The organism is Serratia sp. CY27727 (genome assembly GCF_052169275.1).
GTDB lineage: Bacteria > Pseudomonadota > Gammaproteobacteria > Enterobacterales > Enterobacteriaceae > Serratia > Serratia sarumanii.
In genome coordinates this window covers 868,278-884,815 of sequence record NZ_JBJNLB010000002.1, presented here as the reverse complement: position 1 = coordinate 884,815, position 16,538 = coordinate 868,278, and the positions used below count along the sequence as shown (strand labels likewise).

At 57.6% G+C, this 16,538-nt stretch carries 17 protein-coding genes; 8 read left to right on the top strand and 9 right to left on the bottom strand.

Annotated features, from left to right (window positions below; genetic code table 11):
* Positions 1-451 precede the first annotated feature (451 nt).
* Positions 452-628: a GhoT/OrtT family toxin gene (locus tag ACJ8HB_RS09165; protein WP_033634815.1), complete on the top strand. Its 177-nt coding sequence runs from the start codon at positions 452-454 to the stop codon at positions 626-628.
* 266 nt (positions 629-894) lie between these two features.
* Here ACJ8HB_RS09165 and ACJ8HB_RS09160 read toward each other — a convergent pair whose 3' ends face one another.
* Complete coding sequence (locus ACJ8HB_RS09160; RefSeq protein ID WP_033634816.1) at positions 895-1,188, bottom strand: hypothetical protein; 294 nt, start codon at positions 1,186-1,188, stop codon at positions 895-897.
* Between the two features lie 225 nt (positions 1,189-1,413).
* On the opposite strand from ACJ8HB_RS09160, the gene ACJ8HB_RS09155 reads away from it, so the two are divergent.
* The 3 genes from ACJ8HB_RS09155 to ACJ8HB_RS09145 all read left to right on the top strand — a co-directional run bounded on the left by ACJ8HB_RS09155 (position 1,414) and on the right by ACJ8HB_RS09145 (position 4,033).
* Positions 1,414-1,896 carry a hypothetical protein gene (locus ACJ8HB_RS09155; protein WP_047567085.1) on the top strand — a complete coding sequence of 161 codons (483 nt, stop codon included), beginning with the start codon at positions 1,414-1,416 and terminating at the stop codon, positions 1,894-1,896.
* Between the two features lie 305 nt (positions 1,897-2,201).
* Positions 2,202-2,762, top strand: a complete 561-nt coding sequence (locus tag ACJ8HB_RS09150; RefSeq protein WP_033634819.1) for a 3'-5' exonuclease — start codon at positions 2,202-2,204, stop codon at positions 2,760-2,762.
* A 77-nt stretch (positions 2,763-2,839) separates the two neighbouring features.
* Positions 2,840-4,033 (top strand): multidrug effflux MFS transporter, encoded by a 1,194-nt coding sequence (locus ACJ8HB_RS09145; protein ID WP_047567082.1) that lies wholly within the window; start codon positions 2,840-2,842, stop codon positions 4,031-4,033.
* Positions 4,034-4,041: 8 nt separating this feature from the next.
* On the opposite strand, the gene dadX is transcribed toward ACJ8HB_RS09145, so the two are convergent.
* Together dadX and ACJ8HB_RS09135 are read right to left on the bottom strand one after the other, a co-directional pair.
* A complete protein-coding gene (gene dadX / locus ACJ8HB_RS09140) occupies positions 4,042-5,115 on the bottom strand; it encodes a catabolic alanine racemase DadX (protein ID WP_047567080.1) in 1,074 nt (357 codons plus the stop codon).
* Positions 5,116-5,191: 76 nt separating this feature from the next.
* Positions 5,192-6,496 (bottom strand): D-amino acid dehydrogenase, encoded by a 1,305-nt coding sequence (locus ACJ8HB_RS09135; protein ID WP_047567078.1) that lies wholly within the window; start codon positions 6,494-6,496, stop codon positions 5,192-5,194.
* Between the two features lie 542 nt (positions 6,497-7,038).
* Here ACJ8HB_RS09135 and ACJ8HB_RS09130 point away from each other — a divergent pair.
* A complete protein-coding gene (locus tag ACJ8HB_RS09130) occupies positions 7,039-7,356 on the top strand; it encodes an antibiotic biosynthesis monooxygenase family protein (RefSeq protein WP_047567076.1) in 318 nt (105 codons plus the stop codon).
* Positions 7,357-7,400: 44 nt separating this feature from the next.
* Here the strand turns inward: ACJ8HB_RS09130 and zinT are convergent, their stop codons facing one another.
* Entirely contained in the window at positions 7,401-8,051 is a 651-nt protein-coding gene (gene zinT, locus ACJ8HB_RS09125) for a metal-binding protein ZinT (protein WP_047567074.1), read from the bottom strand.
* A 298-nt stretch (positions 8,052-8,349) separates the two neighbouring features.
* On the opposite strand from zinT, the gene ACJ8HB_RS09120 reads away from it, so the two are divergent.
* A complete protein-coding gene (locus ACJ8HB_RS09120) occupies positions 8,350-9,885 on the top strand; it encodes a SpoVR family protein (RefSeq protein WP_004932268.1) in 1,536 nt (511 codons plus the stop codon).
* 57 nt (positions 9,886-9,942) lie between these two features.
* Here the strand turns inward: ACJ8HB_RS09120 and fadR are convergent, their stop codons facing one another.
* Positions 9,943-10,662, bottom strand: a complete 720-nt coding sequence (gene fadR / locus ACJ8HB_RS09115) for a fatty acid metabolism transcriptional regulator FadR (RefSeq protein WP_033634827.1) — start codon at positions 10,660-10,662, stop codon at positions 9,943-9,945.
* Positions 10,663-10,905: 243 nt separating this feature from the next.
* Here fadR and nhaB point away from each other — a divergent pair, with 243 nt between their 5' ends.
* Both nhaB and dsbB read left to right on the top strand, forming a co-directional pair.
* On the top strand, positions 10,906-12,471 hold the full coding sequence (gene nhaB / locus ACJ8HB_RS09110) for a sodium/proton antiporter NhaB (RefSeq protein ID WP_047567072.1): 1,566 nt from the start codon (positions 10,906-10,908) through the stop codon (positions 12,469-12,471).
* A gap of 120 nt (positions 12,472-12,591) precedes the next feature.
* The gene (dsbB, locus tag ACJ8HB_RS09105) at positions 12,592-13,122 is read left to right on the top strand and encodes a disulfide bond formation protein DsbB (protein ID WP_033634829.1); all 531 of its coding nucleotides are present in this window, start codon (positions 12,592-12,594) and stop codon (positions 13,120-13,122) included.
* 677 nt (positions 13,123-13,799) lie between these two features.
* On the opposite strand, the gene ACJ8HB_RS09100 is transcribed toward dsbB, so the two are convergent.
* From ACJ8HB_RS09100 to ACJ8HB_RS09085, 4 genes are all read right to left on the bottom strand, one after another.
* A complete protein-coding gene (locus ACJ8HB_RS09100; protein WP_025159803.1) occupies positions 13,800-14,246 on the bottom strand; it encodes a YcgN family cysteine cluster protein in 447 nt (148 codons plus the stop codon).
* A gap of 119 nt (positions 14,247-14,365) precedes the next feature.
* Positions 14,366-15,022 carry a fumarylacetoacetate hydrolase family protein gene (locus ACJ8HB_RS09095; RefSeq protein WP_033634830.1) on the bottom strand — a complete coding sequence of 219 codons (657 nt, stop codon included), beginning with the start codon at positions 15,020-15,022 and terminating at the stop codon, positions 14,366-14,368.
* Positions 15,023-15,080: 58 nt separating this feature from the next.
* Positions 15,081-16,103, bottom strand: a complete 1,023-nt coding sequence (locus ACJ8HB_RS09090) for a lytic murein transglycosylase (protein WP_047567066.1) — start codon at positions 16,101-16,103, stop codon at positions 15,081-15,083.
* A gap of 28 nt (positions 16,104-16,131) precedes the next feature.
* Positions 16,132-16,404 carry a YcgL domain-containing protein gene (locus ACJ8HB_RS09085; RefSeq protein ID WP_033634832.1) on the bottom strand — a complete coding sequence of 91 codons (273 nt, stop codon included), beginning with the start codon at positions 16,402-16,404 and terminating at the stop codon, positions 16,132-16,134.
* Positions 16,405-16,538 lie beyond the last annotated feature (134 nt).

Genomic DNA, 16,538 nt, shown 5'->3' with positions numbered 1-16,538 from the left:
ACGGTCTTAACATTCATTAAACCCGCAACGTCCACGCCCCCCCTCCCTGGCCGGCTGGCGGCGCATCGTGACAGATGCGCTAAAACCGGCACCTGAAAGGTTCACGTACCGCCAAACCCACGCCACCTCACCTTAGCCGTCCGCCCGCCAATACATCATTAATTTTTATGAGTCATAACCCCCATCGCGTTCCCCCCCTTCACCGGCTCTTTTACTGCTTAGGGGAGTCACCTCCAGAAAGAAGGTTTGCCAGACGCGGAATGTTACCGGTAACTATGCTGTTGATTTCTTTTGGTAATAAACGTAAGACCGTTAATAACCCTACGTTCTTTATAGAAATAAATTATGCATTCTTATGGATAAAGGTTTGAATAAACGGCCTTTAGTCATTGATTATCACCCGCCAAGCTCCTAGAATTCGCGCGTAAAAATACAACTGGGATCGGGTTTCATGTCGTCGCTGTGGGTTGCAACGCAATACTGTTATTTTATCGGCCTGTTAGTTTCTATGATTTTCACCTACCTGGTTAGCCGGGACACCGTCAAAATTCGCTGTATCAGCGCGCTGACCATCGGGTTAACCTGGCCGTTAAGCCTGCCGGTGGTGTTGCTGTTTTCGCTGTTCTGACGCCCCCAATACCTCGCGTGGGTTTTTAAACAGGCATGCTAATGAAAAGAGGCCGACCACCGGCGCAGTGGATTTTTGGCGCGGGATAAAAAAACGCCAGCGCAAGGCTGGCATGAAAATTGGAAGCAATGTGAGCAATGTCGTGCCGGATCGGGGGGCACAGAAGGAGACAACCCTTTTCCCCTCACCGGCGATTCAAATGATAATACGTCTCATTATTGAATGTAAAGTCATTTCCCTGCGTAACTCTTCCCCCTGGAAAAATATCAGCCGCGCGGCGCACGCCAGCGTTGATACAGCCGCCCTGCGCCCCACACCAGCAGCCAGAGAAAAATATTCACCCCCAACCATAACATCAGCAAGTAGAAGAACGTCTGATAACCGGGTATGCCCCGATCGGCTGAAAACGGGTTAAAGTGGAAAAATTTAACGATCGCAAACGGGTTAAGATTGAAACGGTCAAACACGGCCGCCGTCAACAACGGCGGCAACAACGTATAAAACGCCAGGCTGAACAGCAGCAGGATTTTTGTGCCCGAAGTGTTTTTATAATCTTTCATATCAATGCATTACGTCTTCCATTGTGGTGCGAACACCGCCAGGCGTTCACACGCCAATCGACCCCGCAAGCGCAAAAGAGTTCCAGGCAAACGCGGAAATAAAGCCGATCCGGCGTTTAATTGTCATTTAGCGCTCGGGTGATATATACCCTGTGGATTTTAAATTACGATGTCGCCGCGCCGCCTTCAACCGCAGCGTTCGCATGGCATCATCAGGAGGCATTAATGAAACCGGACGCACTCTCTCTGCCGCCGAACCCGAAAAAGCTCAAGGTCATCTACGGCTGGTATATTTACGTGATCTATACCCTGCTGGTTTTCAACATTTACATGGCGGTCTACAACGTCTGCGTTCGGCATCCGATCGAGGCCCCGCTGCTGTCGCTGTTTCACAGCCTGTTCCTCGCGCTGATGCTGCAGCAGGTGCTCAAGAAGAACGTCGTTTTCGCCTGGGTCTTGCTCAGCTATTTTATTCTGATGCGCCTGTATTACGCCAATGTGCTGCATGTTGAGTTCACGCTGGTGAGCCGTGGCCTGGTGCTGCTGATTCTGACGCTGCTGCTTACCGGCGCCGTGGCCGTCGGGCAACTGGCCACGCCGCCCCAGCGGCATGACTGGCTGGCGCGGTTGGGCTGGCGGCAATGGGGAGCGCTCACGGCGCTGGCGGCCATCCTGACGCCGCTGATTACCACCGACTATCTGGGATAAACAGGGGGCTATTAGGGGATGTGCGGTTCGGAAATGTCTACGATACGGCAGATTTTAGTGTAGTTACCCGCCTTCTCACAGATCTTGTCCGTGACGAACATGCCAAGGTAGCCCAGCAACAGCAAGTAGCCAACCATGCACAGAATAAAGATAAGCGTTCTCACCGATAGCGACCAACCTGACAAGAGTATCCCGAATATCATAACCTGAACGCGGCGCTTTAAAAGGATTTCATGCGCACACAGCCCTCATCGGCGCACGTTCTGTAGTAACATTAAGCCACCACGCAACCGCCGGATACGCCGATGCACCATCTGATGTTAGACATTGAAACCCTGGATATAAAACCCAGCGCCGTCATTCTGGTGGTGGCGGCGGTGTTTTTCGATCCCCGAACCGGGGAGCTGGGCGCCGAATTCGAAGCCGCCGTCAGCAGCCAGAAAGACCAGCCGGGCCGTACCATTAGCCTGGATACGGTCGCCTGGTGGGCGAAACAGTCCGATGAGGCCCGCAAACAGGCCTTCAGCGGCACCGAGAGCCTGAAACGCGTGCTGAGCAGCCTCAGCCGCTTTATCCATATGAACAGCACCGACACGGTGAAAGTCTGGGGCAACGGCAAAGAGTTCGACTGCGCGATCCTCGAACACGCCTTCCAGCAATTGGAAATGCCCTGCCCGTGGAAATTCTGGGATACCCAGGACGTGCGCACGGTGATCACGCTGGCGGAACTGCACGGCTTTAACCCGAAAAAAGCCCGCCCGTTCGAGGGTATGCCGCATCGCGCGCTGGATGATGCTCGCCACCAGGCCCGTTATGTGGCCGATACCGTCTCGGCGCTCTATTACCGCCAAGGGGCGCAGCGCTGACCCGCTTTGCCCCTTTCCATTTACCGCCAGAGTCTCTACTCTAGCCCTCTTTGTCACTTGGACGTGCCTTTCCTGTTATGCAAAAGTTTCTGTTTATGCTTCTCAGCCTGGTGCTGCTCGGCCCATTAGGCATCGATCTTTACCTGCCGACCATTCCCGCCATTGCCGTCGGCCTGGGCAGCAGCGAAGCGCTGATCCAATCCACCATTTCACTGTTTATTCTGGTGCTTGGCCTCGGCCAGGTCATCGCCGGGCCGCTGGTGGATAACTATGGCCGCAAGCCGGCGGCGCTGGCCGGCATTATCCTCTACATGATCGGCGCCGCGATGGCGGCGCTGGCCACCAGCCCGACGATTTTCATCGCTTCGCGTCTGCTGCAAGGGGTGGCGGTTTGCTGCACCGCCGTCGTCGCCTTCAGCGGCGTGCGCGATCGCCTGAATGGCGACGATGCCGCCCGCGCTTTCGGCTTTCTCAACGGCACGCTGAACATCATCCCGGCGCTGGCGCCGCTGCTCGGTGGCCTGCTCGCCGAAGCCTTCGGCTGGCGCGCCCCCTTCTGGTTCCTGGTCGGCTACGCGCTGCTGGTGTTGGTGCTGATCGCGCTGCGCCTGCCGGAAACTCGCCCTGCCGACACCGTGCCGGTCAAAGGGTTGCCGGTGCGCCAATACGCGCGCATCCTCAGCGATCGCCGTTTCCTCTCCTTTGCGGTGGTGAACTCCGGGGCAATGGGCATGGCGCTGACCTACGTTTCTCTGGCGCCGAACGTGCTGATGGGCACCGCCGGCCTGACCCCGCTGCAATTCTCGCTGGTGTTCGGCGCCAACGGTTTCTGGATCATGCTGGTCAGCTTCTTCGCCAACCGCATCATCCACAAGGTCGGCCGCCCGGTTTGTCTGGCGACCGGCGGCATGTTGATGGGGCTGGGCTGTCTGGGCCTGCTGCTGGGCGTTATGCTGCTGCCCGCGACGGCGCAAGCGCACTGGCTGGCGTATATGTTGCCGGTCGCCAGCGCCTGCGCCGGGTTGGCGTTCGTGATGGGCCCGGCCACCAGCTACGCACTGGAGCCGTATTCCAATGAGGCCGGCGTCGCGTCCGCGCTGGTCGGTTTCGTGCAGATGGCGGGTGGTGCCGCGCTGGGTCTGGTGGCGATGGCGTTGCCGCTGCAACCGAAGCTGTCGCTGGCACTGGTGATGCTGGCAGGCTGCCTGCTGGCGCTGCACGCGCGGCGGCTCAGCAAGCAGATTAAAGGGCAGATCAGAAAAGTCGCCTGAGCCACGGCTCAGGCTTCAATGGCGACCGGCACCCGCGCCGCTAACGCCGACAGCAGCTCATAGCCCAACGTTCCTGCCGCCGTGGCCACCTCGTCCACCGGCAGGCGTTTCCCCCACAGCTCCACTTCGGCGCCCAGCTCGACTTGCGGACAGGGCGTCAGATCCACCGCCAACATATCCATCGATACCGTTCCCAGGGTGCGTGTCAGCACGCCGTCAACCCATACCGGCGTGCCGGTCGGCGCATGACGCGGATAGCCGTCGGCGTAACCGCAGGCCACCACGCCAATACGCTGCGCGCCGGCGGCGCTGTAACGGCCGCCGTAACCCACGCGATCGCCAGACTTCAGCTGCTGAATGCCGATGATCTCGCTGCTCAGCGTCATCGCCGGCTGCAACCCCGTCGCCGCAACGTCATTCCAGCACCCGCTCGGCGAAGCGCCATACAGAATGATCCCAGGGCGTACCCAACTGCCGTGGGTAGAAGAATGCCACAGCGTGGCGGCCGAGTTGGCCAGGCAGCGCGGCAGCGGGATATCGGCAGCGGCCGCCTCGATGGTAGCCATCTGCTGGGTCACGCCTTCCGGACCGTCGGCGGTGGCGAAATGGCTCATCAGCGTAAGCTCACCGATGTTGGCAACCGCCTGCGCCCTGCGCCACACCTCATGCAGCCGCTCGGGTGCGAACCCCAGCCGATTCATGCCGCTGTTCACTTTCAGATAGACATTGAGCGGCGCGCTCAGCGTGGCATTGGCGATCGCCGCCAGCTGCCAGTCGTTGTGCACCGCCGTCGTCAGGCGATAACGATCGAGCAACGCCAAATCCTGCGGCTGGAAGAAACCTTCCAGCAGGAGAATCGGCCCTTGCCAACCCGACTCACGCAGCAGCACCGCTTCGGCCAGATCCAGCATGGCGAAGCCGTCGGTTTGCGCCATGCTGCGCCAAACGTGTTTGATGCCGTGGCCATAGGCGTTGGCCTTGACCACCGCCCAAACTTTGGCGCCGGGGGCGAAACGGCGCACCACCTGCAGGTTATTTTCAATTGCGCCAAGATGCATCGTGGCGGTTATCGGACGGGGCATCGCTTCTCCTTGGGGCAGCGTACAGCGGCCACGCGCGCCTGCGCGTGGCCGGGAAAGTCTATGACAGCGTCGACGATTAACGCGCGGGATGCACGTCGTTCAGCGGAACCGCGTGTTGCTGGCGAAACCCGGCGCTGTAACGCGCCACCGCCAGATCATCGGAAGGGATCGCCGGCGTAATGCCGGACATCAGATCGGACAACAGCTGCCCGGAACCGCAGGCCATCGTCCAGCCCAACGTGCCATGCCCGGTATTGAGATACAGGTTCTTCAGCGAAGTGCGGCCGACAATGGGCGTACCGTCCGGCGTCATCGGCCGCAGGCCGGTCCAGAACGTCGCGTCTTCCACTCTGCCACCGTTCGGGTAGAGATCGCGCACCACCATCTCCAGCGTTTCGCGCCGTTTTTGCTCCAGCTGCGTATTGAAACCGACGATCTCCGCCATGCCGCCGACGCGGATGCGCTGGTTGAAACGGGTGATGGCGATTTTGTACGTCTCGTCCAGCACCGTGGAGAACGGCGCCGCCGCTTCATCGGTGATCGGAATGGTCAGCGAATAGCCCTTCAGCGGATAAACCGGGATAGAAACCAGGCCGCGCAGCAGCGCCGTGGAATACGAACCGAACGCCACCACGTAGCTGTCGGCTTTAAACACGTCCTCGCCGCACTGCACGCCGGCGATCTTGTCGCCTTCCACCAGCAGGCGGTCAACGCTGCGGTTGAACAGGAAGGTTACGCCCGCCTGCTGCGCCATTTTCGCCAGCTGCTGCGTAAACAGCTGGCAATCGCCGGTTTCGTCGTTCGGCAGCTGCAGGCCGCCGGTCAGCTTGTGCGCCACCTGCGCCAGCGCCGGCTCGACGCTGCCGAGTTGGCCGGCTTCCAGCAATCTGTAAGGCACACCGGCATCTTCCAATACCGCAATGTCTTTCGCTGCGTTTTCGAACTGTTGTTGGGTGCGGAACAGCTGCAGCGTGCCGCCCTGGCGACCTTCGTACTGGATGCCGGTCTCCTGACGCAGCGCCTTGATACAGTCGCGGCTGTATTCCGCCAGGCGCACCATGCGGCCTTTATTGGTCATGTAGTGTTCGGTGTTGCAGTTTTTCAACATCTGCCACATCCAGCTCAGCTGGAAGCTGCTGCCGTCGAGACGGATCGCCAACGGCGCATGGCGCTGGAACATCCACTTGATGGCCTTCAGCGGCACGCCCGGAGCCGCCCAGGGAGCAGCATAGCCCGGTGAAATCTGCCCGGCGTTCGCCGCGCTGGTTTCCAGTGCCGGGCCAGGCTGACGATCGATCACCGTCACCTCATGCCCTGCCTTCGCCAAATACCAGGCACTGGCTACGCCCACCACTCCACTACCTAAAATTACCACTCGCATCGCTGACTCCAGCCCAAGGCTTCACAAAGCATAATCTTCTGCTCACAGGAAATTAACTCAGTGAAAAAATCCGTCCAACAACTTCGTCATCAAACGTGACAATATTCACAATTAATTTATCGTCGATGAGTCGAGCATTTGCAATAGCCGCTCGTAAATAGCGATAAGATGCGGTTTAGAAGGGATTATAGCGTCAAACCGCCGCTGAATCGATAGCAACGCTATCAATGATAGCACTCAAAAAAGGCGTAATAAGCAACATTGATTTAACAGAATATAAAAACATCAGCCAACATATAAGCAGAATAAAAAACCAATAAAATAAAAAATACCAACATAACAGACAAAATGAATCCCCTCTCCCCGCAGCAGAAAAAACGCGTAAAATTTCGGCAAAAAATTAACCTTGTTTTCACTACTGGAATAAAACAGGCGAACGCCCTTAACCCCGCCCGTTTAGGTTGAACGCGGCAGCACGATATGAACGTTGAAGCCAGAAGCAGATCCTAAAGTTCACATTGTCGCTTTTCTGGAGACCCCTTATGTTCATCGCCATCTACCGGTTCTCAGTCAAAACCGGGCACGAACACGCCTTTCGCCAGGCCTGGCTTGAGTTGACCCAAGGGATCTATCTGCAGCGCGGCAGCCTCGGCTCGCGCCTGCATCGAGATATGAGCGGGAAGTTTATCGGCTATGCGCAATGGCCAAGCCGAGCCGCATGGGAAAACGCCGGTGATATTCAGTTGGATGAACGCTACCGGCAAGCCCGGGAGCGAATGCGGGCGACCCTGTTGGCGGATGAAACATTATTTGAAATGGCAGTGACGGACGATTACCTGCAAATCAGACCGTTTGCCTGAGCACAAGCCCACATAAGCGGGCTTGTGGTTGCGGGGGAGCGGCATCAATGATGCAGCATCTCGTCCACGACTTCTTTGGTCTGCAGTTGGAATGGGTAATAAGTCGGCCAGTTGTCCATTTCTTTCAGCAACGCTTCCTGCGACGTGTTGCCCATAAAGATATGGAAATGTGCCGATTTTCGCGGGCCGATAATATGATCGCTGAACTGCACGAATTTCGGTGCCTGGCTGCCGGCATCCTGGCATTCGAACAGATAACGCACGCCCTTTTTACCGGAAACATAGGTCAAGATCTTGTGCCCGGCGTACTTATACTGACAGGCGCTGGATTGGTCGCCGCGATGAAACTCCATGACGCCGTTTTCAATGCCGATGGTATCCACATCGGTAGCATACCCTTTTCGGTAATACGCTTTTACTTCCGCGAAGGTCTTACTCTTATCCTTTGCCGCTTTCTTCTTGAACACCGGGTCAAGATCCCCATTGAGCAGATAAGGATACACGGATTGCCAGACGCCCTCCCAATCCGCCAAGTTGCGATCTTTGACGTCCTTATCGTCGAACACGCCCGCCTCCGCTTTTTTTTCCACCTCCGTCAGCGGCTTGCCATGTGAATGATGCCCGTGGGCAAACGCCTGCCCGCTGATAAACAGTGCGGCCAGCGCCACCGCCAGTTTGCCAAAATGCCTCGCCAAAATGCGCTCCTTGTCCGTTATTGAGAAAAACTAAAAGTTACAATATAACATAACATTTTTCAATCCCTGTCGCGTATCAGGCAGTGTGTTGCGCGCCCTTGCCGCAGGGCTATACTCGGAGAGGAAGCCAGATGCTGAGGCGCTTTCTGCCGGGACGGGCGCCGGATTGACCGCCGTTCGCTCCCTTGCGTACCGGCATTTTTATTTCACTGATTTGCAATGGTTAATTATGACTTGAACTATGCTTGATACAGGGTCTGCCGTTTGAGCAAGACCCGTGAATAATGAGGGTGCGCTGATGACTACTTCAACACATGAAAAGGTCAAGGATGACAAACGTCTGAGCGATGGACCGGACTGGACGTTCGAACTGCTGCAGGTGTATTTGGAGCAGATTGACCGCGTCGCCAAGCATTACCGGCTCGACACCTACCCCCATCAGATCGAGGTGATCACCTCCGAGCAGATGATGGACGCCTATTCGAGCGTCGGCATGCCGATCAACTATACCCATTGGTCCTTCGGCAAGAAATTCATCGAAACCGAACAGCGCTACAAACAGGGCCAGCAAGGGCTGGCGTATGAAATCGTCATCAACTCCAATCCCTGCATCGCCTACCTGATGGAGGAGAACACCATCACCATGCAGGCGCTGGTGATGGCGCACGCCTGCTATGGCCACAACTCGTTCTTCAAGAATAACTATCTGTTCCGCAGTTGGACCGACGCCAGCTCCATCGTCGATTATCTGCTGTTCGCCCGCCACTACATCAGCCAGTGCGAAGAACGCTACGGCGTCGATGAAGTGGAGCGGCTGCTGGACTCCTGCCACGCGCTGATGAACTATGGTGTCGATAGGTACAAACGCCCGCAGAAAATCTCACTGGTGGAAGAGAAAGCGCGCCAGAAAAGCCGCGAAGAGTATCTGCAAAGCCAGGTGAACACGCTGTGGAAGACCCTGCCACGCGTCGAACGTGAAGAGTCGCCGGAGCAGGCGCGCCGCTATCCGAGCGAGCCGCAGGAAAACATCCTCTATTTTATCGAGAAAAATGCGCCGCTGCTGGAACCCTGGCAGCGTGAGGTGCTGCGCATCGTGCGCAAAGTCAGCCAGTATTTTTATCCGCAAAAACAGACTCAGGTGATGAACGAGGGCTGGGCCACTTTCTGGCACTACACCATCCTCAACCATTTGTACGACGAGGGGCGGGTGACCGAGCGGTTTATGCTGGAGTTTTTGCACAGCCACACCAACGTGGTGTATCAGCCGCCGTACAACAGCCCGTACTATAACGGCATCAACCCTTATGCGCTGGGCTTCGCCATGTTCCAGGACATCAAGCGAATCTGCCAGTCGCCAACCGAAGAAGACCGCTACTGGTTCCCGGACATCGCCGGCAAAGACTGGCTGGACACCTTGCACTTCGCCATGCGCGACTTCAAGGACGAGAGCTTTATCAGCCAGTTCCTGTCGCCCAAAGTGATGCGCGATTTCCGGTTGTTCACCGTGCTGGACGACGATCGCAACAACTATCTGGAAATTGCCGCGATCCACAACGAGGCCGGTTACCGGGCGATCCGCCAGGAGCTGTCGGCGCAATACAACCTGAGCAATCACGAGCCGAACATTCAGATCTGGAACGTGGATCTGCGCGGCGACCGCTCGCTGACGCTGCGCTACATCCCACAGGAACGCGCGCCGCTGGATAAGAGCCGCCGCGACGTGTTGAAGCACCTGCATCGCCTGTGGGGCTTCGACGTGATCCTCGAACAGCAAAACGAAGACGGCAGCGTGGAGTTGCTCGATCGCTGCCCGCCGCGGCCAACGCCGCTGTAACCGCCACAACGACAAAGGGCGCCGCATGGCGCCCTTCGTTATTTCATCGACACGCGATTAGCGACGCGCTTCGGTCAGATCGCTCGGCATGGTGCCCTGCATGCTCTGCCAAATCGCCCCGCTGTCTTTACCGTAGTTGCGCACGGTATCCATCACCTGATCGTACAGCTTCTCATGGCACAGCGTGGACAGCTTGCTGTAGAAGGCCAGCGCCAGCTTGCGCGCTTCCGGGTTGGAGAAGTAGTAACGGCCCACGCGGGTATACAGCCCTTTCAGGCCGTTGAAAATCAGGCCGTAGATCGGGTTGCCGGAAGCGAACGCCAAGCCGCGGAAGATCTCGTAATCGAGCAGATTGAAAGCGTCCGCCTGATCTTCCACCTCGGCGGCTTTCGCCAGCACTTCCTGCGCCTGCTCAGGATGATTGCGCACCGCGGCGCGAATAAAGATCGACGCGATATTGGTGCGCACGGACAGCAGGTTATCGATCAGCTGCGGGACGCTTTTGTGATCGAGACGGGCTACGGTCTCAAGGATATTGAGGCCGGACGTTTCCCAGAAATTGTTCACTTTGGTCGGTTTGCCATGCTGAATGGTCAACCAGCCATCGCGGGCCAGACGTTGCAACACTTCACGTAACGTGGTGCGCGTGACGCCAATCAACTCCGAAAGCTCACGCTCCGCGGGCAAAATAGAGCCAGGGGGGAAGCGATTATTCCAAATACTCTCAATAATGTACTCTTCCGCGAAACCGGCAGGACTCTGCGCCTTTATGACCATGTGTTTGACGTTCCGTTGCGACGATAAAATCAGTAAAAGTAATCAGCTCATCATACCAGATCGTGCTGACATGACATAGCGTGAGCGAAAAACAATAAACGAAAGTGTGCATAAAGTGGCAAAAAACGCGCAAAAACACCGGCCGGCAGAAATTTGCCGCCGTAAAACAAGCTCCGGTTGCGCCCGCCCCCGCCGCATTGTTAGGGTACGTGCTACGACTGATTTAAGGATGCATAAAGGACAATGGAAACAACCTTGCGCAGCGCCCTGCTCAAAAATTTTCTGGGGCAATCTCCCGACTGGTACAAACTGACCATTCTCATTTTTCTGGCGATCAACCCCCTGGTGTTCTTTTTCGCCAGCCCGTTTATCGCGGGCTGGCTGCTGGTGGTCGAGTTCATCTTTACCCTGGCGATGGCGCTGAAATGCTATCCGCTGCTGCCGGGCGGCCTGCTGGCGCTGGAGGCGGTGGCCATCGGCATGACCAGCCCGGCGCAGGTTTCGCAGGAAATCGAACATAACCTGGAAGTGCTGCTGCTGCTGATCTTTATGGTGGCCGGCATCTACTTTATGAAGCAGCTGCTGCTGTTCGTGTTCACCAAGCTGCTGCTCAACATCCGTTCGAAAACGCTGCTGTCGCTGGCGTTCTGCCTGGCCGCCGCCTTACTTTCCGCCTTCCTCGACGCGCTGACGGTCGTGGCGGTAGTGATCAGCGTGGCCACCGGCTTTTATTCCATCTATCACAACGTGACCTCGAATCGCCCCGATGGCGACATCGGCGATGACAGCGATTTCGCCGGTGAAGAGCGTAAACAGACGCTGGAGCAATTCCGCGCCTTTCTGCGCAGCCTGCTGATGCACGCCGGCGTCGGCACCGCGCTCGGCGGGGTCATGACCATGGTGGGCGAGCCGCAGAACCTAATCATCGCCAAAAACGCGGGCTGGGGCTTTATCGATTTCTTCCTGCGTATGGCGCCGGTCACCCTGCCGGTGTTGGTGTGCGGCCTGCTGGTTTGTTGGCTGGTAGAACGTTTTCGCCTGTTTGGCTATGGCGCGCAGTTGCCGGAGGCGGTGCGCGACGTGCTGAAAGAGTATGACCGCAAGGCCACCGCGGGCCGCAGCAAGCAAGAACGGCTCAAACTGGTGATGCAGGCGCTGATCGGCGTTTGGCTGGTGCTGGCGCTGGCCTTCCACCTGGCGGAAGTGGGGCTGATCGGCCTGTCGGTGATCGTGCTCGCCACCTCCCTGTGCGGCGTGAACGATGAGCACGCCATCGGCAAAGCGTTCCAGGAAGCGCTGCCGTTCACCGCTCTGCTGACGGTGTTTTTCACCGTGGTCGCGGTGATCATCGAACAGCACCTGTTCAGCCCGGTGATCCAGTTCGTGCTGCGCGCCGAGCCCGCCTCTCAGCTTTCGCTGTTCTATCTGTTCAACGGCCTGCTGTCGTCGGTTTCCGACAACGTGTTCGTCGGCACGGTTTACATCAACGAGGCGCGCACCGCGCTGGAAACCGGCGCTATCGGGCTGAAGCAGTTCGAGCTGCTGGCGGTCGCCATCAATACCGGCACCAACCTGCCATCGGTTGCCACCCCTAACGGGCAAGCGGCGTTTCTGTTCCTGCTGACGTCGGCATTGGCGCCGCTGGTGCGTCTGTCGTATGGCCGCATGGTGTGGATGGCCCTGCCTTATACGGTGGTGCTGACGATAGTTGGCCTGCTGTGCGTCCAGTTCACCCTGGAGCCGGCGACCGAGCTGTTGACGCAGTGGCATTGGCTGACGCTGCCGCCCATCGACGCCGTCGGCCACTGAAACGGTGCCGGCAGGGTGAACCGACTATTTTTACGCTGAATCCAGCCCAGGAGGCTGGCAGCGAGGAGGAATTGGTTTACACTGCCGGTTCAATTGCTTACTGCATGGAAGAATCTAGATATGTTGCAATTCTTTAACCGCTGTTCACAAGGACGCGGCGCCTGGCTGCTAATGGCCCTGACAGCGTTGGTGTTGGAACTGGTCGCGCTCTATTTTCAGCACGTTATGCTGCTGCAGCCGTGCGTGATGTGCATTTATGAGCGTTGTGCGCTGTTCGGCATCCTCGGCGCCTCGCTGGTGGGCGCCATCGCGCCGAAAACCCCGCTGCGCTACGCGGCGATCTTGCTGTGGATCTACAGCGCCTGGGAAGGCCTCCAGCTGGCGTGGAAACACACCATGATCCAGTTGCACCCTTCGCCGTTCAATACCTGCGACTTCTTCGTGAGCTTCCCTTCGTGGCTGCCGCTGGACAAATGGCTGCCGGCGGTGTTCCACGCTTCCGGCGACTGCTCCGTGCGCCAATGGCAATTCCTGACGCTGGAAATGCCACAGTGGCTGGTCGGCATCTTCGGCGCCTATCTGCTGGTGGCGCTGATTGTGCTGATCGCACAATTTGTTCGCCCACGTCGCCGCGATCTGTTCGGCCGCTGATCGGCTGACAAACAAACAACGGCGCCGAAAGGCGCCGTTTTTTTAGGTATTGCTGTCACATTCCGAGATAAAACCCTCTCAGGTATGTGTAAGGAAGTAAACGAGCACGATCAGCGCTCCAGCCACGGCAAACAGACGGACCATTTTCATTGTTATACTCTCGAACTTGCGGGAGAGCGGCCAAATTACCCAACTTATCGTTTGAAAAGAAGCATCCTGGCGCGGTTAAGCGCGTAATTTACATAACATTAAACTTCTGCGACGCCGGCGGGTAAAAACAGGCTGCGCCAGCGCGGCCCTCCCTACCTACAGGCATCAATAAATTACCGTTACTTATGAACGACCGCACCTTTGTCACATTCAGAGCACAATATTTTGGTGAAGTTTACCCATAAAATCCTTATAGTATCGGCAAAGTGAGTACTACCGATTTCCCTGGTGTTGTTGTGTGTCTTGCCCCTCATCTTTGCAGGGGCTTTTTTCCCCCTACCTCCTATTACGCAAGCCCCTATCATCCTTGAATCAAATGTTGAAATTTCCCTCTGTCCGGCCTCGAGCGTCAACGCCATTCGCACGCCAATGATTAAAATCGTTAGCTCAATAATGCAAGAGGGCGGCATGTCTGAACACGCCGCCCTCTTGCATGAAGCCCCATTTTGCCCTGCAGGCGCCCGCCTTTATCTGGCCCAGTCCGGCTTGTTGAGGATATGATCCTGCCAGTCCACCACTTCGCTCTCGCGCACCGCGATATGCCGCACCGTGATGCGCTCGCCGTGCATCGCCGCCTTGGATCCGCTCAGCAGCGGATGCCAGGGGAACAGCGGCTTGCCTTCGCCGATCAGGCGATAGGCGCAGGTCGGCGGCAACCAATCGAAGGTGGTGAGGTTCTCGCGCGTCAGTTTGATGCAGTCTTCTTCCAGCTCGAAGCGCCGCTCGTAGTTGCGGCATTGGCAGGATTTGATGTTGAGCTGGTTGCAGGCTACGTTGGTAAAATAAATCTCGTCGGTATCTTCGTCGATCAGCTTATTCAAACAGCATTGCCCGCACCCGTCGCACAGCGATTCCCACTCTTGTTCTGACATTTCCGCCAGCGTTTTCTGTTGCCAAAAAGCGAGTTGTGACATGTTAGCGTCCGGTTTCGGTAAATGGATAAGTCACCTGCGCACAGGTTCGAGGGGGGACTATATAGACATTTTAGCCGCAAGATGCAAGCTTTGCCGCCGACAGCGCCGGCGGCGAGAGATCAGATCACGCGGGTACTGAGCATTTTGCCGTTCAGGCTGATTTTCAGCATGTCGCCGGAGGCCATCGGGCCCACGCCCTGCGGCGTGCCGGTCAGGATGATGTCGCCGGCGCGCAGCGTGAAGAAACGGCTCATGTAACTGATAAGCGGCAGGATCGGCGTGATCATGTCACGCGTATTGCCCTGCTGGCGCAGTTGATCGTTAACGGTCAATGACAGCTCGGCGTTTTGCGGATCGCCAAATTCCGCCACCGGGATAAACCCCGACATCGGGCAGGAACCGTCGAAAGCCTTGGCCTTTTCCCACGGCTGACCGGCTTTTTTAAAGCCCGCCTGCAGATCGCGCAGCGTCAGATCGAGCGCCACGCCGTAGCCGGCGATCGCCCGCGCAACGCGGTCTTCGTTGGCCTGTTTCAACGGCGTGCCGATCAATACCGCCAGCTCCACCTCATGGTGCACCGCACCGAACTCTTTGGGGATAGCCACCGGCTGACGAATATCGCACAGCGCCGTTTCCGGTTTGATGAACACCACCGGCTCGACGGAAACCGCACTGCCCATTTCCTTGATGTGATCGGCGTAGTTGCTGCCGACACAAACCACCTTGTTCACCGGAAAATCGAGCAGCGAACCCTGCCAGTCTCTATGTTGATACATACCGCTTCTCCCAAACTGTGGAGGCTTGGCGCGCCAAGCCGATTATTGGTGTGCCGGATCAATGCCCGATCGCGTCCGCCATCATACCCACGGCGATGGCGAAATAGTAAGAGCGATTCCAGTGCATGAGGGTGCGGAAATTATCATAGACCAGGAACGTCCGCCCCTGGAGATCATCCGGCGCGATGATCCAACCGCGCTGGACGGCATGCGGCAATGCACTGCCATCCGCACGACGCACCCCGCGCTGTTGCCAGGCGTTGACGCTGCGCGCCTGCGCGTCTTTCAACCCCAGCTCGGATCGCTTGAAACCGGCGGGCAGTTTAACCTCGCGCCCCCAGCCGATACCGGGCTGCCAGCCCTCTTTGGACAAATAACTGGCCGTAGACGCAAAGACGTCATCAATGTTATTCCAGATATCGATGCGCCCGTCACCGTCGCCGTCCGCCGCGTAGCGCAAGAAGGAGCTCGGCATAAACTGGCATTGCCCCATCGCGCCGGCCCAGGAGCCTTTCAGCGGCGTATCGCCGACGTGCCCCTGCTCGACTATCCGCAGTGCCGCCATCAGTTCCTGGCTGAAAAAGGCCTCGCGGCGCCCTTCAAACGCCAGCGTCGCCAGCGCGGACACCACGTCTTCCCGCCCCTGAATCTTGCCGTAGGCGCTCTCCATGCCCCACAGCGCAATGATATAGCGCCCCGGCACCCGGTAGCGCTCGCTGGCGCGCGCCCATTGCGCCTGGCGCTGCCGATACAGTTCGCGCCCTTGGCGCACCTTGGCGGGCGACATCACCCGCCGCAGGTAGTCGTCCAGGGTAATTTTCTGCTCCGGCTGATTGCGATCGGCCTTGATCACCCGATCGACGAAATGGATTTGCGCAAAAGCGCGGTCAAGGGTGCCCTGGCTGATGCCCTGCTCCCGCGCCCGGCGCTTGAGCTGCTCGACATACGCCGGGAACTGCGCCGGATCGCGGCCGCTCGCCGCCAGCGTCGTCTCCTGAGCCGCCTGCGGCGCGCCGGGCATCAGCACACCGCCCAGCGCCAGCCAGGCGGCCAATACGGTTCTTCTCGCCGAACGTGTCATCGCGCCTCCCTAGGCCGTGGCGACTGTCTCAGGCCTTGTCGCCCGCCAGATGCTGATTGAGCAGGTTTTCAACCGGCGGCGGGAACTGCAGGTAATAGCCTTCGTCTTTCAACGCCTGCTTCACCTTTTCGATATCCGCCGAGGCCAATTTCTTGCGCTCATCGAGCGAAAGCATCATGGCGAATTGCGGCACGCCGAAACTTTTCATCAGATCCTCTGGCACACGAGAGAAATCGTCTTTTTTTTCGACATAAAGATAAGTTTGATCGCGTTTCGGGCTTCTATAGATCACACAAAGCATTTTTTTAACTCTATTTAATTGAGGGAGCGTCTTGCCTGGATATAACTCTGACTATAACATGCTTATAGTACATCGGAATATCGCACCCCGAGTGGTATTCCGGGGATTTAAAGTTGCTGAGACTGAGTCAGGAT

Coding starts and splice junctions, on each gene's coding strand:
- ACJ8HB_RS09165 (WP_033634815.1), top strand. CDS start 452: ATGTCGTCGCTGTGGGTTGCAACGCAATACTGTTATTTTATCGGCCTG.
- ACJ8HB_RS09160 (WP_033634816.1), bottom strand. CDS start 1,188: ATGAAAGATTATAAAAACACTTCGGGCACAAAAATCCTGCTGCTGTTC.
- ACJ8HB_RS09155 (WP_047567085.1), top strand. CDS start 1,414: ATGAAACCGGACGCACTCTCTCTGCCGCCGAACCCGAAAAAGCTCAAG.
- ACJ8HB_RS09150 (WP_033634819.1), top strand. CDS start 2,202: ATGCACCATCTGATGTTAGACATTGAAACCCTGGATATAAAACCCAGC.
- ACJ8HB_RS09145 (WP_047567082.1), top strand. CDS start 2,840: ATGCAAAAGTTTCTGTTTATGCTTCTCAGCCTGGTGCTGCTCGGCCCA.
- dadX (WP_047567080.1), bottom strand. CDS start 5,115: ATGCCCCGTCCGATAACCGCCACGATGCATCTTGGCGCAATTGAAAAT.
- ACJ8HB_RS09135 (WP_047567078.1), bottom strand. CDS start 6,496: ATGCGAGTGGTAATTTTAGGTAGTGGAGTGGTGGGCGTAGCCAGTGCC.
- ACJ8HB_RS09130 (WP_047567076.1), top strand. CDS start 7,039: ATGTTCATCGCCATCTACCGGTTCTCAGTCAAAACCGGGCACGAACAC.
- ACJ8HB_RS09120 (WP_004932268.1), top strand. CDS start 8,350: ATGACTACTTCAACACATGAAAAGGTCAAGGATGACAAACGTCTGAGC.
- fadR (WP_033634827.1), bottom strand. CDS start 10,662: ATGGTCATAAAGGCGCAGAGTCCTGCCGGTTTCGCGGAAGAGTACATT.
- nhaB (WP_047567072.1), top strand. CDS start 10,906: ATGGAAACAACCTTGCGCAGCGCCCTGCTCAAAAATTTTCTGGGGCAA.
- dsbB (WP_033634829.1), top strand. CDS start 12,592: ATGTTGCAATTCTTTAACCGCTGTTCACAAGGACGCGGCGCCTGGCTG.
- ACJ8HB_RS09100 (WP_025159803.1), bottom strand. CDS start 14,246: ATGTCACAACTCGCTTTTTGGCAACAGAAAACGCTGGCGGAAATGTCA.
- ACJ8HB_RS09095 (WP_033634830.1), bottom strand. CDS start 15,022: ATGTATCAACATAGAGACTGGCAGGGTTCGCTGCTCGATTTTCCGGTG.
- ACJ8HB_RS09090 (WP_047567066.1), bottom strand. CDS start 16,103: ATGACACGTTCGGCGAGAAGAACCGTATTGGCCGCCTGGCTGGCGCTG.
- ACJ8HB_RS09085 (WP_033634832.1), bottom strand. CDS start 16,404: ATGCTTTGTGTGATCTATAGAAGCCCGAAACGCGATCAAACTTATCTT.